Source organism: Streptomyces sp. EDA2-14, from assembly GCF_054963755.1.
This window is the reverse complement of record NZ_JBUEGE010000003.1, coordinates 410,715-429,305: the sequence shown is the minus strand read 5'-3', so window position 1 is coordinate 429,305 and position 18,591 is coordinate 410,715. Positions and strand designations below refer to the sequence as shown.

The window sequence follows — 18,591 nt, the reverse complement described above, 5'->3', positions numbered from 1 at the left end:
TGGATGCCGGTTGACGGCCACGGGTAGGGCGGCGCTCATGACACACGAGTCCTCGCAGCCCTTCCGACTGCCGCGCTTCTACATGCCGTACCGGGCCCGGCTCAATCCGCACCTGGAGGAGGCGCGGGCCCATTCCACGGTGTGGGCCCGCGAGATGGGCATGCTGGAGGGCAGCGGAGTCTGGGAGCAGCGCGACCTCGACGCGCACGACTACGGACTGTTGTGTGCGTACACGCACCCCGACTGCGACGGACCGGCGCTCTCCCTGATCACCGACTGGTACGTCTGGGTCTTCTTCTTCGACGACCACTTCCTGGACATGTTCAAGCGCACGAACGACCGCGCGGCCGGCAAGGCGCACCTCGACCGGCTGCCGCTCTTCATGCCGATGGAGCTGGACACTCCCGTGCCGGAGCCGGAGAACCCGGTCGAGGCGGGCCTGATCGACCTGTGGCGGCGCACCGTGCCCGCCATGTCGATGGACTGGCGGCGCCGGTTCGCGGAGTCGACGGAGCACCTCCTGAACGAGTCGATGTGGGAGCTGTCCAACATCAACGAGGGGCGGATCTCCAACCCCGTCGAGTACATCGAGATGCGCCGCAAGGTGGGCGGCGCTCCCTGGTCGGCGGGGCTCGTGGAGTACGCGACCGCCGAGGTCCCGGCCGCCGTGGCCAGGTCGAGGCCGCTGCGCGTCCTCATGGAGACGTTCGCCGACGCCGTGCATCTGCGCAACGACCTGTTCTCCTACGAGAGGGAGGTCAGGGACGAGGGCGAACTCTCCAACGGAGTGCTGGTGTTGGAGACCTTCTTCGACTGCACGACGCAGGAGGCGGCGGAAGCCGTCAACGACGTGCTGACCTCGCGACTGCACCAGTTCGAGCACACCGCGCTGACCGAGGTGCCGGCCCTCTCCGCGGAGAAGGGACTCACGCCGGACGAGGTGGCCGCGATCGCCGCGTACGCGCGCGGGCTGCAGGACTGGCAGTCCGGCGGCCACGAGTGGCACATGCGGTCGAGCCGCTACATGAACAAGGAGGTCGCCGCGCGGACCGCACCGGCCCCGGGCGGCCCCAGCGGCCTCGGGACCGCCGCCACCGACGTGCGGGCGCTGCTCGACGGGGTCGGTGCCGAGCGCCTGCGCGTGTACCGGCACGTGCCGTTCCAGAAGGTCGGCCCCGCCCTGATCCCCGACATCCACATGCCGTTCTCCCTGCGCCTCAACCCGGAGCTCGACGGGGCCCGCGCGCGGCTGCTCCCCTGGACGCACCGGATGGGCATCCTGGGGGAGGGCGTCTGGGACGAGGACAAACTCCGCGCCCACGACCTGCCGTTGTGCGCGGCGGGGCTCGACCCGGACGGTTCGGCGGAGGCGCTCGACCTCAGCTCCCAGTGGCTCGCCTGGGGCACCTACGGCGACGACTACTACCCGCTGGTCTTCGGGCACCGCCGCGACCTGGCCGCCGCCCGGCTGTGCACCGCGCGCCTCTCCGCCTGCATGCCCCTGAACGGCGAGGAGATCCCGCCGCCGACGAACGCCATGGAGCGCGGCCTCGCCGACCTGTGGCGGCGCACCACGGCCGACATGACACCGGAGCAGCGGAGCACCCTGAAGGACTCCGTCGAGGTCATGACGGAGAGCTGGGTGTGGGAGGCCGCCAACCAGCTCCAGCACCGCATCCCCGACCCCGTCGACTACCTGGAGATGCGCCGCGCCACCTTCGGCTCCGACCTCACCCTGAGCCTGTGCCGGGCGGGCCGCGGGCCCGCGGTGCCGCCCGAGCTGTACCGCGCGGGCCCGGTGCGGGCCCTGGAGAACGCGGCGATCGACTACGGGGCCCTGGTCAACGACGTGTACTCGTACCAGAAGGAGATCGAGTACGAGGGCGAGATCCACAACGCGGTCCTCGTCGTGCAGAACTTCTTCGGCGCGGACTATCCGGCGGCGGTCGGCATCGTGAACGACCTGATGACGCAGCGCGTACGGCAGTTCCAGCACATCGTCGAGCACGAACTCCCCGTTCTGTACGAGGACTTCCACCTCGACCGGGAGGCGCGCAAGGCCTTCGACGGCTATGTCGAGGACCTCCGGAACTGGATGGCCGGGATTCTCAACTGGCATGCGAACGTGGACCGTTACCGCGACGAATGGCTCTCCGGGCGCGCCCACCGCTTCGTCCCCGGCCGTCTTCCGGCGCCTCCGGTTCCCGTCGGTTTCAAGAACTGCACGTCCGGATGGGGCGATTCGGGCAACTTCGCCGGCACGACCGCCGTCCTGTGAGGTGAGACGGCCGTTCCACGGCCGCGACAGGACGACCGTTCGCGGTCGTACGACGGGGACTGTACGAGAACACACGGGGGTGTTCTTTTCCATGACCGAAATCTTCGAGCACATCACGGACCGCCACACCGGGGTCGAGGAGGCCGCGAGCGAGATCACCGCGGCCGCCGTGGGCGAACTGGCGCCGTATGTGGCGCCGTTGACGGTGCCGCCGGTGCTGCGGCCCGCATCCGGTGACGTCCGGCAGGAAACGGAGATCGCGCTGCGGCCCACGTGGCAGCGGCTGCACCCGCAGCTCCCACCGACCCTGATGTGGGGCTACGAGGGGTCGGTGCCGGGCCCGACGATCGAGGTGCGGCGCGGGCAGCGCGTGCGCATCGCCTGGACGAACCGCATCCCGAAGGGCGGCGACTACCCGGTGACGGCGGTGGAGGTGCCCATTCCGCCGACGCAGCCGGGGCAGGACCCGCCGCCCCCGCCGAGCACCCTGCCCGGCCGCGCCGGCGTCCCGGCCAACAAGGACGTCGCCGCGCTGCCCGCCTGGAGCGTCACGCACCTGCACGGCGCGCAGACGGGCGGCGGCAACGACGGCTGGGCGGACAACGCGGTGGGCTTCGGCGACGCCCAGCTCGCCGAGTACCCGAACGACCACCAGGCGACGCAGTGGTGGTACCACGACCACGCCATGAACATCACCCGGTGGAACGTGTTCACCGGCCTGTACGGCACGTACCTCGTGCGGGACGACGAGGAGGACGCCCTGGGGCTGCCCTCCGGGGAGCGGGAGATCCCGCTGCTGCTCGCCGACCGGAACCTGGACACGGACGAGGACGGCAGGCTGAACGGCAAGCTGTTGCACAAGACCGTGATCGTCGACCCGGCGAACGAGGAGACGGGCAAGCCCGTCACCATCCCGTTCACCGGCCCGTACACGACGGTCAACGGGCGGATCTGGCCCTTCGCGGAGGTGGACGCGGGCTGGTACCGCTTCCGCCTGCTCAACGCGTCGAACGCGCGGATCTACAACCTGGTGCTCGTCGACGAGGACGGCGCCCTGGTGCCCGGCGTCGTGCACCAGATCGGCAGCGACGGCGGGCTGCTCCCGCGGCCCGTCCCGCTCGACTTCGACGGCCGGCTGCCGACGCTGACCGTCGCGCCCGCCGAGCGGATGGACCTGCTCGTCGACTTCGCCTCCCTCGCGGGCAAGCGGGTGCGCCTGGTCGACAAGGGCCGCAACAAGGCGCCGGGCGAGCCGGACGTGGCAGGCGACGTGCGCTACCCGCAGGTCATGGAGTTCCGGGTCGGCGAGTGCGGCGACCCCGACCCGTTCGTGCTGCCCGAGGTGCTGTCCGGGTCCTTCCGGAAGCTGACCCACGACATCGAGCACGGACACCGGCTGGTCGTCCTGACGCCGCCCGCGACCAAGGGCGGCGGCGGACACCCGGAGATCTGGGAGATGGAGGAGGTCGCCGACGACTCGGAGGGCGCCGAGGACCTCCGGGTCCCCAGCGACGGCGTCATCCAGCTCGTCGACGACAAGGGCAGGCTGAAGACCTACAGGCGCGTCGCCCGCACGTTCAACGACGGGCTCGGCTTCAGCCTCGCCGAGGGCACCTACGAGCAGTGGAGCTTCCTCAACCTCGCGGTGAACCCGCCGGTCGTGCACCCGATGCACATCCACCTCGCCGACTTCCAGATCCTGGGGCGCGACGCGTACGACGCCTCCGGGTTCGACGTCGCGGTGGGCGGCACGGTCAGGCCGGTCGCGTTCGACCCGAACAGGGTGATCCCGCTGCCGCCCAACGAGCAGGGCCACAAGGACGTGTTCCGCGCCCTGCCCGGCCAGATGCTGCGCGTCATGGGCAGGTTCGACGGCGCGTACGGCCGCTTCATGTACCACTGCCACCTCCTCGAACACGAGGACATGGGCATGATGCGGCCCTTCGTGGTGATGCCGGAGGAGGCCATGAAGTTCGACCACGGGGCCGGGCACGGCGGCGGCCACGGAGGTCACACGGGCTGAGCCGCCCGGGCCGACACCGCACGGAGTGCCGGGCGCCGGTGTTCGATCCGGCCCCGGCACTCTCACTCGTTCGTGGATCGTCGTGGGTGTGCGCGGAGGGTAGGGCTCTGGCCGTGGCCGAGGAGGCCAGGGACCGGAGGCGGGCGATTCATGGAACAGACTGCGTTGCGTCCCAAGTCGATGCCGGGCTCCGGGGGCTCCGCGTCGACCGCCGGGCCGAAGGCGGAGCCCCCGCCGAAGCCCCGCGGGCCGCAGCTCGGAAGGCGGCGCGGCAGGCGGCTGTGCAGTGTGCTGTGCGGGCTGCTGTGCGCGGTCGTACTCGTGCTCGCGGGCATCGGCGTCGGCACCGTGGGAGCCACCGTCATCGGCATGAGCAAGCTCGCCGAACTGAAGAAGCAGACACCGCCCGCCGTGAAACCCGCGGCCCCGTCACCCGGCCGCGCCGCCCCCACGCCGGGCCCCGGCCCGCGGCCCGCGTCCCCCGTCGCGAGGGGCGGGCTCGGAGTGGAGGTCGTCGACGCTCCCCGGGCGGCCGGAGCGCTCGTCGTGGCCGTGCACGTTCCCGGCCCCGGCTACACCGGAGGTCTGGTCCGCGGCGACGTCCTGGTGGGCCTCGCAGGGCAGCGCGTCGGCTCCGCGCTCGACCTCGCGGCGCACGTGGCCGACCTGGCCGACACCCGGCCCGGACGGCAGGTCGTGGTCACGGTCCGGCACGCGAACGGGGAGCTGCAGAAGCTCGCGGTCACGCCGGGAGTCGTCACATGAGCGGCGGACTCGACGCGCGTTCCGGCCACAGCGCCTGAAATCATGGGCAGAGGTAGGTCTCGCGCCGCCCCGCGCCGCCGGGCAGGATGGCTGCTCGTACGACGCCAGCCCCGGGTACGCCCCCGTACGAAAGGTCAGGACATGACGACCGGTACACCCGCGCCCTTCACCGCCGCCGACTACAAGGCCCGCATGGACCGTGCCGCGCAGTCCGCCGCCGACGCGGGGCTCGCCGGGGTACTGGTCGCGCCGGGCCCCGACCTCGTCTGGCTCACCGGCTACCACGTGCCGGCCGACACCGAGCGGCTCACGCTCCTCGTGCTCGCGGCCGGCCAGGAGCCCACGCTCGTCGTGCCGACCCTGGAGGCGCCCGACGCCGCCAAGGCCGCCGGCGCCGCCGCCATGACGCTGCGGGACTGGACCGACGGCAAGAACCCGTATGACGTCACGGCCCCGCTGCTCGACGTGGCGGGCCGCTTCGGGGTCAGCGACAACGCCTGGGCGATGCACCTGCTGGGCCTGCAGAAGACGCTGCCCGAGACCTCGTACGTGTCGCTCACCGAGGCCCTGCCGATGCTGCGCGCCGTGAAGGACGCCGCCGAGCTGGAGCGGCTCGCCGCCGCGGGGGCCGCGGCCGACGCGACGTACGAGGAGATCAAGAAGGTCGCCTTCGCGGGCCGCAGGGAGAACGACATCGCCCGCGAGCTGTCCGAGCTGCTCAAGGGCTTCGGGCACTCCCAGGTCGACTTCACCGTCGTCGGCTCGGGCCCGAACGGCGCCAATCCGCACCACGAGGCGAGCGACCGCGTCATCGAGGACGGCGACATGGTGGTCCTCGACTTCGGCGGCCTCAAGCACGGCTACGGCTCCGACACCACCCGTACGGTGCACGTCGGCGAGCCGACCGCCGAGGAGCGCGAGGTCCACGACATCGTCCGGGAGGCGCAGACCGCGGCCTGCGACGCGGTGCGGCCGGGGATCGCCTGCCAGGACGTCGACCGGGTGGCCCGCAAGGTCATCACGGACGCCGGGTACGGCGAGTACTTCATCCACCGCACCGGGCACGGCATCGGCGTCACCACCCACGAACCGCCCTACATGATCGAGGGCGAGGAGCAGGAGCTGGTGCCGGGCATGTGCTTCTCCGTCGAGCCCGGCATCTACCTGCCGGGCCGGTTCGGCGTCCGCGTCGAGGACATCGTGACCGTCACCGACGACGGCGGCCGGCGCCTCAACGCGACGGCGCGCGAACTGGCGATCGTGGGCTGAGCGGCGATGCCGTCGACGCCACGGCGGCCCACTGCCGACGCAGTGCGCCGCCTGCTGGAGGAGCTTCTTCCGGACGGCCGCACCCCGCAGGTGCGCCCCGTCACCGAGGGCGGCGAGCACGCGACGTGGTGGGTGGGCGGTACCCATGTGCTGCGGCTCGCCACCGACGGGGCGATGTCCACGCGGCTGCGGCGCGAGGTGCGCCTGCGTGAACTCGTACGCCCCCACGTCCCGGTCGCCCTCCCCGCCTCCGTCGCGGCGGCGGAGTGGGCGCCCGGCCTCGCCTGCACGCTCGACAAGCGGCTCCCCGGCGAGTCCGCCGAGACCAAGGACGTGACCGCGGCCGGTGAGGAGGACCTCGCCGGGCTGCTCGCGGGCCTGCGCGCCGTGCCGGTCGCGCGGACCGGGCCGATCGGCGTGCCGAAGGCGGCGCCGCGCTCCCTGGAGAGGCTGCGCCGCGAGGCGGGCGCCGCGGCCCTGAAGCTGGACGCGGACGGCGAGTTCGAGGCCGAGCGGCTCGATCAGCTCTCCGCGCGGGCCGTCGCCCAGCTCGGCCCGCAGCCCGACACCGTGCTCGTCCACCACGACCTCAAGGGCGAACACCTGACGGTGTCGGAGGACGGCCGGGTGCGCGGAGTCCTCGACTGGGCCGACGCCGTCGTCGGCGACCCGGCCGAGGACATCGCCGGGCTCGCGATCGCCGTCGGCGCGCGTGCGGCGGTCCGCTCCGCGACGCTGGCGGGGTACGGGCCGCGGTCGTGCCTGCGGGGGCTGTGGCTGGCCCGCTGCGACGTCCTGGTGCGGCTCGGGGACCGGCTCTACGGCGCCGACGACAGCCCCGTGGGTCTGTTGCGGGTGCAGTTGGAGCGCGCATGGGAGGCGATCCTGCTGGAGCTCGTGACGGAGGAGGGCTGAGCAACGGGCTGAGCAACGCAGGAGAGCTGAGCAACGGAGGAGGGCTGATCAACCTGACCTCCTGCCCTCCTGCCAGCCCGTCCGCCCCTACGGCGCCACAGCGACCACGCACGACTGCGCAGGGACCGTCAGCACCCCGTCCCGGCCCGGCAGTTTCACCGGCTCCCACGCGGCGAGCAGCCGCGCCACCGGCCGCCCCAGCGGGATCGACACCGGCTCGTCCGACAGGTTCAGCGCCACCCGGAGGTCACCGCGCCGGTAGGCGATCCACCGCGCCCGTTCGTCGTACGCGACCCTGACCGCGGCCAGATCGGGATCCTGGAGCTCGGGGCGGGCCCGGCGCAGGGCGATGAGCTCGCGGTACCAGGCGAGCACGCGCGCGTGGTGGCCCGTTTCCCGCTCGCCCCAGTCCAGGCAGGAGCGCTCGCGGGTCGCCGGGTCCTGTGGATCCGGGACGTCCTCCTCGGCCCAGCCGTGCGCCGCGAACTCCCGCCGCCTGCCCTTGCGCACGGCGTCGGCGAGAGCGGCGTCGGTGTGGTCGGTGAAGTACTGCCAGGGCGTGCTCGCCGCCCACTCCTCGCCCATGAACAGCATGGGCGTGAACGGCCCGGTGAGCACGAGCGTCGCCGCGCACGCGAGCAGTCCGGGGCCGACGAGCGAGGCGAGCCGGTCGCCCTGCGCCCGGTTGCCGATCTGGTCGTGGGTCTGTGTGTAGGCGAGCAGCCGGTGCGCGGGGACGGTGGCCCTGTCGAGCGGGCGGCCGTGGTGGCGGCCGCGGAACGTCGAGTAGCCGCCGTCGTGGAAGAAGCCGCGCGTGAGCGTCTTGGCGAGCGCGGCCATCGGCTGCCGCGCGAAGTCACCGTAGTAGCCCTGTCGTTCGCCGGTGACGGCCGCGTGCAGCGCGTGGTGCACGTCGTCGTTCCACTGCGCGTGCAGGCCGAGCCCGCCCGCCGCTCGCGGGGTGATGACGCGCGGGTCGCCGAGGTCGGACTCGCCGATCAGGAACAGCGGCCTGTCGAGCTCGTCGGCGAGCGCGTCCACGGCCGCCGACAGCTCCTCCAGGAACGGCAGGGCGCGCCGGTCGTGGAGCTCGTGGATCGCGTCGAGCCGCAGCCCGTCGATCCGGTAGTCGCGCAGCCAGGCGAGCGCGCTGCCGATCAGGTACGCGCGCACCTCGTCGGAACCCGGCGCGTCCAGGTTCACGGCGCTGCCCCACGGCGTGTGATGGGTGTCCGTGAAGTACGGGCCGAACGCGGGCAGATGGTTCCCGGAAGGCCCCAGGTGGTTGTGGACGACGTCGAGCACGACACCGAGCCCGTGCTCGTGCGCCGAGTCGACAAAGCGCTTCAAGGCCTCGGGGCCGCCGTACGGCTCGTGCACGGCCCACGGGCCGACGCCGTCGTAGCCCCAGCCGTGCCGGCCCGGCATGGGGCACAGCGGCATCAACTCGACATGCGTGACCCCCAGATCGGCGAGGTGCCCGAGCCGCAGCGCGGCGGCGTCGAGCGTGCCCTCCTTCGTGTACGTGCCCACATGCAGCTCGTACAGGACGGCTCCCCGCAGGCCGCGCCCCGCCCAGTCGCCGCGCCACGCGTACGCCCGGTGGTCGACGACGGCGCTCAGGCCGTCGGGACCCTCGGGCTGTCGGCGCGAGCGCGGATCGGGAAGCACGGGCCCGCCGTCGACCGCGAACCCGTACCGCGTGCCGTCCACGGCCTCGGCCCGCCCGGACCACCACCCGTCTCCCCGGTACGCGTCGTGCGACAACGCGCGCGTGGTGCCCTCTTCGTCCTCGGCTCCTCGTATGTGGAGCGTTACCTGCTCGGCCTGTGGTGCCCACACCTCGAACTGCACGGACCGTTCCCCCTCGTGACCGGTTGCCTGCCGACAGTGACGACTGATTCCCATGGTGCGTCAGTTGTGATCGACGCGGGGCCGTTTCGCCTCGCTGGGGCACGCGTCACACGCATGACGAGGGGCTGCACGGCCGAGGGCAAGAAATCTCCTTGAGAGGCGGCCCATTGGCGACCGCGGAGCGCCGAACGTAACAGTGCGGGATCGGCCGCGCTTGTGGTTTTCTGGACACTTCGGCGTCCGCTGCCCGACAATTCGCTGTGTGACGTCCTCTTTTGAACACCACACGTACCCGGCGCGGCTCTCCGATGCCGAGCGCGACCGTGCGCTGAAGGTGCTCAGGGACGGCGTCGCACTCGGCCGCCTCTCGCACGACACGTTCGTGCGCCGCATGGAGCTGGTCTTCACCGCCCGCAAGTCCGAGGAGCTCCACCGGCTCACCGCCGATCTGCACCAGGAGGGCCGCTGGTCGCGGGCGCTGTTCGGCACCGTGGGAGCGGTCTCCGGGTTCACCGTGCGGCTGCGCAGGGCGTGGACCGTGGAGCGGCTGCCGAAACTGCTCCTGCCGCCGCTCACCTCCCCGTACCCGCTGCGCATCGGCCGCGACCCGGCCAACGGGCTGCGGCTCAGCCACGACACGGTGTCGCGGGTGCACGCCGAGCTGAGCAGACAGGGCGGCATGTGGGTGCTGCGCGACCTCGGCTCCACCAACGGCACCTCGGTCAACGGGCGCAGGGTGATCGGCGTGGCCGTCGTCCAGGACGGCGATCAGGTGGCCTTCGGACGCATGTCGTTCAGGCTGTCCGCCGACTGACGGTTCGACGGCGGAGCGCGTCACCCGCGCGCGTGCTGCACCGCCGCCACCGTCGTCCGCGCCTGGTGCTCGACCTGGTGGGCCACCGGCACCCACCGCGCCCCGAACCGCTCGGCGTACGCGTCGCACCACCGCGTGACGAGGGCGTCGAGCCGGGGCGCCGCCAAGTCGTCGGCGTCCTCCAGGACCCGCAGGAGCATCGCCGCGGCCCGCAGCGGCAGCCGCCGGGCGAACGCGTCGATGCTGCCGATGTACGCCATCGTGGCGCCCGGCGGAGGCGGTTGCACCCAGTCGTCCGCGAGCCCCGGAACCAGGCTCAGGGCCCACTGCGCCGCACCGAGCAGCGGCCCTCCGGTGTCCGGGAGCCGGGGCATGGCCTCGGTGAGGATCTCCTCCACGAGCCGGGTGTCGCGGCTGAGCCGGGCCGACAGGCGCCGCAGCGCCCGCTCGGGCGCGGGATGCGGAGCCGGATCGTCCACCAGGTCGCTGGCCCACATCGGGACCTCCACGATCGCCGTGGAGCCGCCGTAGCGGTGCGCGTGGTGCCACGTCGACAGGCGTGCGTCGTCGGGCAGGCTCGGGAACGCCGCCTGCGCGTCCAGGTCCGGCATCACATGCACGCCGCGCCCGGACGTCGGCCAGCCCGCCGCGTCCGACGCCCCGGTCTCCACCGGTATGTGCAGCTCGGCGGCCGACTTGGCGAAGGGCTCGGCGAGCCCCGGTATGTCCCGCGTCAACTGCACCCAGCTGCCGCCCAGTTCGGTGCCGTGCAGGGACACCTGGAGGTAGGGCCGCACCTCGTCGATCACGCCGACCAGCGTCTTCGTCTCCGGAGGGAGCCGGTCGGGCGGCAGCACGGACGGCGACCACTCCGGCTGCTCCGCGCCCGTGGGCCGGAAGAAGCCCCGGTGGTAGTCGAGCAGCGAACGCGGCTCGGGAGCGTTGTGCAGGGCCGCGCCGTCCGGGTCCGCGCACAACAGGAAGTGCCACGACCTGTCGGTCCGCAACTCCCGCTCGAAGAGCGCCCTTTCGGCCAGGTGAAGCGCCGTGGAACCCCCCGTGGGCTCATTGGCGTGCGCCCCCGCCACGACGAGGACCGCGCACCGGTCGTGCCCGACGGACAGCAGATGCAGGGGGCGCCCCCCACGCGACGTTCCGACCTGGCGCAGGCGACACAGGTCGGGTCGGTGAGACGCCAGCTCCCGCGCTGACTGGACCAATTCGGCCGAGGTGGGGTAACGCTGCTCCGTCAGGTGACTCACCCCCGTTGGTGCTCCCGGCGTCAGCAATCCGCAGTACCCCATGCTCTGCTCCATGTGTCAAGAAGGTCTGTGCCCTGTCCTGCAGCCGCGCGGCAAGAGCCGGATCGCGCCACCGAGTCGCCACGCAGGTCAGACCCAACCGTTACCCTGCGTCGCCGCTGTCACTCGTACGGTGGTACGGAAGCTGCGTGACGAAGGCCTCGGTGGTGCGCTGGGAGGAGCCGCGCGCAGCGACCGTGCGCGCCCCGGTTCAGAGTGGAGCCCCGCGGTGCAGTGCCTTTCCGGACCGGTCTCGTATCCCGACGCACCGGGTTCCTACCCGGGCGCGTGGGCCGCGACGCCGCCCCCGAGCCTCGCCGATCCGCCGACGGTCCGCGACCCGTTCCCGCTCTACCGCACGCTGCGGGCCAGGTACCCGCTGCACCACGACGAGCCCTTCGGCGCGTGGCTGCTCAGCCGCTATGCGGACGTCCGCACCGCGCTCGCCGACCCCCGTCTGGTCGCACCACCACCCGGCCGCACCTTCGGCCACCTGGAAGCGGCCACGCACACCGCCCACCGCGCGCTCCTCGCCCCCGCGCTCCAGGGACGCGCGCTGGCCGCCGTGAAGGCGAGCGTCGAACGCGCCGCCCACGTACTCGCCTGTCGCCTCACTCGACGCGAAGAGGTCGACCTGGTCGCCGAGTTCTGCCACTGGCTGCCCGCCGTGGCCGCCGTCCGCGCGCTGGGCCTGCCCCACGAGAACGTCGCCCACGTCGCCGCCCTGTGCCACGCGGGCCTCACCCACCTCGGCGGCGCCCCGGCGGCCCTGGACGCCTTCCTGCGCCCCCACGTGGCCCGCCGCCGCGCGCACCCCACGGACGACCTCCTGGGGGCCCTGTGCGCCGCGCGGACCGACGGGCGGCCGCTGTCCGACGACACGGTCTGCGGGCTCGCGGCGACGCTCCTCGGCGCGGGCGGGGACGCCACAAACCGTGCCCTCGCCGCGCTCCTCGCCAACCTCCTGGACCACCCGGAGCAGCTCGCGCTGGTACGGGCCCGCCCCGAGCTCGTCGACGCGGCCTGGGCCGAGTCACTGCGCCGCGACCCCGCCGCGCACGTCGTCCTGCGCAGGGCCCTCGCGCCGGTCCCGGTGAGCGGCGGCACGATACCGGCGGGCGCCACCGTCGCCTGCCTGGTGGGCGCGGCGGGCCGGGACGCGGACCGGTTCGCCGACCCCGACCGCTACGACCTGTTCCGCGCGGCTCCCGGGCAGCTGGCCTTCGGCGCCGGGCGGCACCGCTGCCCGGGTGTCCAACTCGCCCGCCTCACCGCCGACGCGGGCCTGCGCGCCCTCCTCGCGGCGCTGCCGGACATGTCCTGGGCGCCGGGCTTCCGGCCCACCTACGAGGGCCTGCTCACCCGCTCTCCCGCGGCCCTCGTCGTACGTCTGCGGTGACGGCTCGCAGGGCCTCCTCGGCGTCGGCCTCGCCCTGGTTCCCGTCGGCGCGGACGAGGAGCGCCACGGGCAACTCCTCGAAGAGCGTCGCCACGCGCGTGTGCCCGCGGAACCGCCGCTCCGGGGTCAGCAGGTCGGCCCACTCACCCTCGGGGAGCACGAGTTCCGTTTCCCGCCATCCGCCGGCGTCGGCGAGCCGCAGCGAGAGCCGGGTCACCGCCACGACCACGCGGCCCGCGCGCGCGAAGGCGACACAGTGCGCCTCGCCGGGGCCCTCCGCGGGCAGCGGCTCGTAGGTGGCCGCGCCGCCGAACCACTCCGGGTGCTCCCGACGCAGCCGCAACGCGACCCCGGTGAGCGTCGCCTTCGTGCTCCGCTCGGCGGGGTCGAACCGGGCCGGTGCCCGGTTGTCCGGGTCCACCAGGGCCCGGTACTCGTGCTCCGTGCCCTGGTAGAGGTCCGGTACGCCCGGCATCGTGAGATGGACAAGGGCCCCGCCCAGGACGTTCGCCCGCACATGGGGCCGCAGGCCGTCCATGAAGCGCAGCACCTCGTGGCCCGGCGGGCCGCACGGGCCGGACGACACGAAGTCCTCCACCGCGCGTTCGTAGTGGGCGTTCCGCTCCGTCCAGGTCGTGAACAGGGCCGCCTCGCGCGCGTGCTTGAGCAGCGCCTGCCGCAGTCGCGCCGGTTCGGCGGGGCCGAGTCCGGCCACGGTCTGCCAGGCGGCCCACGCCAGTTGGGGATCGGGCGCGCTCGCGCCGCCGCCGTGCGCGGTCCGCTCGGTGACCTCCGCGAGCAGCGCCTCCCACCGGTCGGGGCACTGCGCCAGGACCGACACGGCGGCCCGGACGTCGGCGCTCCGCTTCGTGTCGTGCGTCGACAGGACCGTCGACGTGTAGGGCCAGTCGCGCTGCACGCGCGCGCAGTACGCGTGGAACGCCGCCACGGACACGGCGGGATCTCCGGGCGATCCGCCCACCTCCAGGGCCGACAGCAGCGGCGTGAACCGGTAGTACGCCGTGTCCTCGACCGACTTGGCCCGCAGCGCCGAAGCGGTCTGCGCGAACCGGTCGCGGAACGCCGTGTGCGCGGGACCCGCGCCGCGCCGCCCCAGCGCCAACTCCCGTACGACGTCGACCGCCCGGGCCTCCTCGGGCACCGCGAAGGTCGCCTTCGCCTCGTCCGCCGCGGACGGCGTCAGAACGGTCTCAGGGGCGTCGCCACCGGTCGCGTACGGCCGGTACACAGGCACCCGCACCAGAAGCTCGCACAGCGCCGTACGCAGCGCCCAGGGGGCGTGGTCGCGCAGCTCCGGCTCCGCGGCGCACAGCGCGGCGGCCTCGCGCGTCAGCCGGTCCACCTCGGAGGCCAGCTCGTGCGTGACGACGCGGTGCGCGGCGCGCCGCACGGTCGCCTGCCAGTGCCCGCCCCGGTCCGCCGCGACGCCCGTGAACCGGCGGAACGAGCCGAGGAGTTGATCGGCGCCCGCCGGATCCGTGAACAACCCGTCGATGTGCCGCAGCGCGTCGTATCCGGTGGTGCCGGCCACCGGCCACGCCGCGGGCAGCCGCTCGCCGTCCTCCAGGATCTTCTCCACGACGGTCCACCGGCCGCCGGTCGCCTCGCTCAGCCGCTGCAAGTAGCCGCCGGGATCCGCGAGCCCGTCGGGGTGGTCGATCCGCAGCCCGTCGACGACGCCCTCGCGCAGCAGCGCGAGCACCGTGCCGTGGGTCGCCGCGAACACCTCCGGGTCCTCCACCCGTACGGCGATGAGATCCGAAACCGTGAAGAAGCGCCGGTAGTTGAGTTCGGTACGGGCGAGGCGCCACCACGCGAGGCGGTACCACTGGGTGTCGAGCAGCCGGGGGAGCGGCAGGGACGCGGTGCCCTCGCGCAGTGGAAACGCGTGCTCGTGGTAGCGCAGCACGTCACCGGACACCTTCAAGTGCCCCAGTTCCTCGCCCACGTGGTGCCCCAGGACCGGCAGCAGCAGCCGCCCGTCCTGCGCCTCCCAGTCGACGTCGAACCAGCGCGCGTACGCAGACGAGGGCCCCTCGCGCAGCACGGCGCTCAGCGGCCGGTTGTGGGGCACGGCCGCCGCCATGTGGTTGGGCACGAGGTCCACGACCAGGCCCAGACCGTGCTCGTGAGCGGTTCGCGCGAGGCCGCGCAGCCCGTCCTCGCCGCCCAGCTCGGCGCGTACGCGCGCGTGGTCCACCACGTCGTAGCCGTGCGTCGAACCCGGCACCGCCTCCAGAACCGGCGACAGATGCAGGTGGGAGACCCCCAGGGAGGCCAGGTAGGGGACCGCCGCCGCGGCGGCGGCGAACCCGAAGTCCGGTTGCAGCTGGAGCCGGTACGTGGCCGTCGGCGTCGCCGCCGTCGTCGGGGTCGCCGAAGGCATCGGGTGCAGAGGCGTCATGCGAACCTACGTACCCGCACCGCCGCCTTTCGTGTCATCACCGCATGCGTGCATGCGCGGGTGTCTCGTTAGCGTCGGACGATGCCTGGTACATCCAACAAGGCCGGCGGGACCCTCGACGCGTACCGCCGGGTGCTCGCGGCGACGGGGCGCCCGCTGCCCGTCGTGTCGTTCCTGGGGCGGCTGCCGGTCGCGGTGATCCAGTTCGGCAGCGTCCTCCTGGTGACCCGCACCAGCGGCTCCCTCGCCACCGGCGGCATCGTCGCCTGCGCCCTCGCGCTCGGCCAAGTGGCGATGGGCCCCTTCGTCGGGCGGCTCGCGGACCGGCGCGGCCAGCGCCCCGTCGTCCTCGCCTTCTCGCTGCTCAACGGCCTCGCGATCGGCGTCTACACGCTGGCGTCCCTCGCGGGTCTGCCGACGCCCGCGCTGATCGGGCTCGGCGTCCTCGCGGGCGCCACGGTCCCCGGCATCGGCCCGCTCGCGCGCGCCCGCGGCGTCGCCCTGGTACGCCGCGAGGGGGCCGACGAGCGGGTGGTGAACGCCGTGCTGTCCCTGGAGTCCACCATGGACGAGCTGAGCTTCGTCCTCGGCCCCGCGCTCATCGGGATCGCCTCCGTGGTGGCGCACCCCGCCTACGCGTTCGGCGCCGCCGCGCTCCTCGTCGCGTGCTGCGGCACCGCGTTCGCGCTGCACCCGACCGCCACGGCGGTGCCGCCCGTCCCGGCAGACGCGCGGCCACGCGCGCGTGCGGACCGGCCACGGCTGCCGCGCCAGGTCCACGTGGTGCGCGCGGGGCTCGTCCTCCTCGGCATTCTGCTCGGCGGCTGCGGCGCCGGAATCACCGCGCTCACCGAGGAGTTGGGCCACGGCGACCAGGCGGGGCTCGTCTACGCCGCGATGGGCGTCATGAGCGCCGTCGTCGGCCTGTCCATGGCGGCGGTGCCCGCCCGGTTCACGCTGCGGGCCCGCTGGCGGGTCGCCACCGCGGCCGCCGCCCTGCTGTCGCTCCCGCTTGTCTTCACGCACTCCTTGCCGCTCCTGTACGTCGTGGTGACCGTCTTCGGCGCCCTGTTCGCGCCGAACCTGATCACCGGGTTCGGGCTCACCGAACAGGCCGTGCCGCGCGAACGGCTCGGCGAGGGCATGACGGCCGCGGTGAGCGCGTTCGTCGGCGGACAGGCCGTCACGCTCGCCGTGGCGGGCCGGCTCGCGCAGTCCCACGGGGCCGCCGCGGCCTTCGCGGTGGGCAGCCTGGCCGCCGGGGCCGCCTTCCTCGTCGCGCTGCGCGTACGGCCCCTCCAGGCGCCCGGAGGGGCGCCTACGCCGGTCGCTGCAGCACCGTGAGGCTGCGGCCCTCGACCGAGAGCCGGTCGCCCGCCTGCACCTTCTGGCCCTCGCCCGCCGTGAGACCGGCGGGCAGCGCCGTGTCGACGACGGCCTGCCACTGGCGCCCGTGGTCGACCGGAACCACGAACTCCGTCGGCTCCGGGGAGGCGTTGAACAGCAGCAGGAACGAGTCGTCCTGGATGCGCTCACCGCGCGCGCCGGGCTCCGAGATCGCGTTGCCGTTCAGGAACACGGACAGGGCGCGCGCCTGCACCTCGCCCCAGTCCTGCTGCGTCATCTCCTCGCCCTCCGGGGTGAACCACGCGATGTCCGACAGGTCGTCGTGCGTGCCCTCGACCGGACGGCCGTGGAAGAAGCGCCGCCTGCGGAACACCGGATGGTCGCGGCGCAGCCGCACCATCGCGCGCGTGAACTCCAGGAACGGGTCGGGCGGTCCCTCGGGGTCGGCCCAGCGCACCCACGCGATCTCGTTGTCCTGGCAGTAGGCGTTGTTGTTGCCGCCCTGGGTGCGGCCGAACTCGTCGCCGTGGCTGAGCATCGGGACGCCCTGCGACAGCATCAACGTAGCGAGGAAATTGCGCATCTGGCGGTCCCGAAGGTCGAGCACCGCCGTGTCGTCCGTCTCGCCCTCGGCGCCGCAGTTCCACGACCGGTTGTGGCTCTCGCCGTCGCGATTGCCCTCGCCGTTGGCGTCGTTGTGCTTGTCGTTGTACGACACCAGGTCGCGCAGAGTGAAGCCGTCGTGGCAGGTCACGAAGTTGATCGAGGCGAGCGGGCGGCGTCCGTCGTCCTGGTAGAGGTCCGACGAGCCGGTCAGCCGGCCCGCGAACTCGGCGAGCGTGCGCGGTTCGCCGCGCCACAGGTCCCGTACGGTGTCGCGGTACTTGCCGTTCCACTCGGTCCACAGGGGCGGGAAGTTCCCCACCTGGTAGCCGCCCTCGCCGACGTCCCAGGGCTCCGCGATCAGCTTCACGCGGGAGACCACCGGGTCCTGCTGCACCAGGTCGAAGAACGACGACAGCCGGTCCACCTCGTGGAACTGCCGGGCCAGGGTGGCCGCCAGGTCGAAGCGGAACCCGTCGACGTGCATCTCCTCGACCCAGTACCGCAGCGAATCCATGATCATCTGGAGGACGTGCGGGGACCGCATCAGGAGCGAGTTCCCCGTCCCCGTGGTGTCCATGTAGTAGCGCGGATCGTCCATGAGCCGGTAGTAGGACGGATTGTCGAGGCCCTTGAAGGACAGCGTCGGACCCAGGTGATTGCCTTCGGCCGTGTGGTTGTAGACGACGTCCAGAATGACTTCGATTCCGGCCTGGTGCAGTGCCCGTACCGCCGACTTGAACTCCAGGACCTGCTCGCCGCGGTCGCCCCACGACGCATACATGTTGTGCGGGGCGAAGAAGCCGATCGTGTTGTAGCCCCAGTAGTTGTTCAGCCCCATCTCCACCAGGCGGTGGTCGTTGACGAACTGGTGGACCGGCATCAACTCCAGAGCTGTCACGCCCAGTTCCGTGAGGTGCTCGATGATCGCCGGATGCGCGAGCGCCGCGTACGTGCCGCGCAGCTCGTCCGGCAGTGCGGGGTGCCGCATCGTCAGGCCCTTCACGTGGGCCTCGTAGAGCACCGTCTCGTGGTACTCCGTGCGCGGAAGCCGGTCGTCCGCCCAGTCGAAGTACGGATTCACCACCACCGACGCCATCGTGTGCGGAGCCGAGTCCAGATCGTTGCGCTCGTCCGGGGAGCCGAACGGATAGCCGTACACCGCCTCGTCCCAGTCGATCCGCCCGCTGATCGCGCGCGCGTACGGATCGAGCAGCAGCTTCGCCGAATTGCAGCGCAGGCCGCGCGCCGGCTCGTACGGTCCGTGCACCCGGTACCCGTAGCGCTGCCCCGGCATGATCCCCGGTAGATAGGCGTGCCGCACGAAGGCGTCGGCCTCCCGCAGCTCCACCGCGGTCTCCGAGCCGTCGTCGTGCAACAGACACAGCTCGACACGGTCGGCAGCCTCCGAGAAGACCGCGAAGTTCGTCCCGGCGCCGTCGTACGAGGCACCCAGTGGATACGCCTGTCCAGGCCAGACCTGCATGCTGACGACTCTTTCACTTCTCGCCCGGCGGTCCGGGTCGCATCGGACACTCTCTGCCCCAAAGTGAGGCAACCACACAGGAGTTGGCGCCCTCTTACAGGAAGACCATGTC

The 18,591-nt window shown here is 72.8% G+C and carries 12 protein-coding genes; 8 read left to right on the top strand and 4 right to left on the bottom strand.

Going from position 1 to position 18,591, the window contains the following annotated elements; all coding sequences use genetic code 11:
• Positions 1-37: 37 nt before the first annotated feature.
• From cyc2 to ACY34M_RS11670, 5 genes are all read left to right on the top strand, one after another.
• The gene (cyc2, locus tag ACY34M_RS11690; RefSeq protein WP_462718353.1) at positions 38-2,278 is read left to right on the top strand and encodes a germacradienol/geosmin synthase Cyc2; all 2,241 of its coding nucleotides are present in this window, start codon (positions 38-40) and stop codon (positions 2,276-2,278) included.
• 91 nt (positions 2,279-2,369) lie between these two features.
• Positions 2,370-4,301, top strand: a complete 1,932-nt coding sequence (phsA, locus tag ACY34M_RS11685) for an O-aminophenol oxidase PhsA (RefSeq protein WP_462718352.1) — start codon at positions 2,370-2,372, stop codon at positions 4,299-4,301.
• A 150-nt stretch (positions 4,302-4,451) separates the two neighbouring features.
• The gene (locus tag ACY34M_RS11680) at positions 4,452-5,066 is read left to right on the top strand and encodes a PDZ domain-containing protein (RefSeq protein ID WP_462718351.1); all 615 of its coding nucleotides are present in this window, start codon (positions 4,452-4,454) and stop codon (positions 5,064-5,066) included.
• A gap of 141 nt (positions 5,067-5,207) precedes the next feature.
• Complete coding sequence (locus ACY34M_RS11675; RefSeq protein WP_462718350.1) at positions 5,208-6,335, top strand: aminopeptidase P family protein; 1,128 nt, start codon at positions 5,208-5,210, stop codon at positions 6,333-6,335.
• A gap of 6 nt (positions 6,336-6,341) precedes the next feature.
• Entirely contained in the window at positions 6,342-7,250 is a 909-nt protein-coding gene (locus ACY34M_RS11670) for a phosphotransferase family protein (protein ID WP_462718349.1), read from the top strand.
• An 87-nt stretch (positions 7,251-7,337) separates the two neighbouring features.
• Here ACY34M_RS11670 and treZ read toward each other — a convergent pair whose 3' ends face one another.
• Complete coding sequence (treZ, locus tag ACY34M_RS11665; RefSeq protein ID WP_462718348.1) at positions 7,338-9,104, bottom strand: malto-oligosyltrehalose trehalohydrolase; 1,767 nt, start codon at positions 9,102-9,104, stop codon at positions 7,338-7,340.
• Positions 9,105-9,366: 262 nt separating this feature from the next.
• Here treZ and ACY34M_RS11660 point away from each other — a divergent pair, with 262 nt between their 5' ends.
• Positions 9,367-9,918, top strand: a complete 552-nt coding sequence (locus tag ACY34M_RS11660) for an FHA domain-containing protein (RefSeq protein ID WP_462718347.1) — start codon at positions 9,367-9,369, stop codon at positions 9,916-9,918.
• A 20-nt stretch (positions 9,919-9,938) separates the two neighbouring features.
• Here the strand turns inward: ACY34M_RS11660 and ACY34M_RS11655 are convergent, their stop codons facing one another.
• On the bottom strand, positions 9,939-11,180 hold the full coding sequence (locus tag ACY34M_RS11655) for a M14 family zinc carboxypeptidase (RefSeq protein ID WP_462718346.1): 1,242 nt from the start codon (positions 11,178-11,180) through the stop codon (positions 9,939-9,941).
• 268 nt (positions 11,181-11,448) lie between these two features.
• On the opposite strand from ACY34M_RS11655, the gene ACY34M_RS11650 reads away from it, so the two are divergent.
• Complete coding sequence (locus ACY34M_RS11650; RefSeq protein ID WP_462718345.1) at positions 11,449-12,618, top strand: cytochrome P450; 1,170 nt, start codon at positions 11,449-11,451, stop codon at positions 12,616-12,618.
• On the opposite strand, the gene treY is transcribed toward ACY34M_RS11650, so the two are convergent.
• The gene (gene treY / locus ACY34M_RS11645) at positions 12,578-15,043 is read right to left on the bottom strand and encodes a malto-oligosyltrehalose synthase (protein ID WP_462718344.1); all 2,466 of its coding nucleotides are present in this window, start codon (positions 15,041-15,043) and stop codon (positions 12,578-12,580) included. The genes ACY34M_RS11650 and treY overlap by 41 nt on opposite strands.
• Before the next feature lie 81 nt (positions 15,044-15,124).
• Here treY and ACY34M_RS11640 point away from each other — a divergent pair, with 81 nt between their 5' ends.
• Positions 15,125-16,387 carry an MFS transporter gene (locus tag ACY34M_RS11640; RefSeq protein ID WP_462718343.1) on the top strand — a complete coding sequence of 421 codons (1,263 nt, stop codon included), beginning with the start codon at positions 15,125-15,127 and terminating at the stop codon, positions 16,385-16,387.
• Here ACY34M_RS11640 and glgX read toward each other — a convergent pair.
• Positions 16,362-18,479, bottom strand: a complete 2,118-nt coding sequence (gene glgX, locus ACY34M_RS11635; RefSeq protein ID WP_462718342.1) for a glycogen debranching protein GlgX — start codon at positions 18,477-18,479, stop codon at positions 16,362-16,364. The genes ACY34M_RS11640 and glgX overlap by 26 nt on opposite strands.
• Positions 18,480-18,591 lie beyond the last annotated feature (112 nt).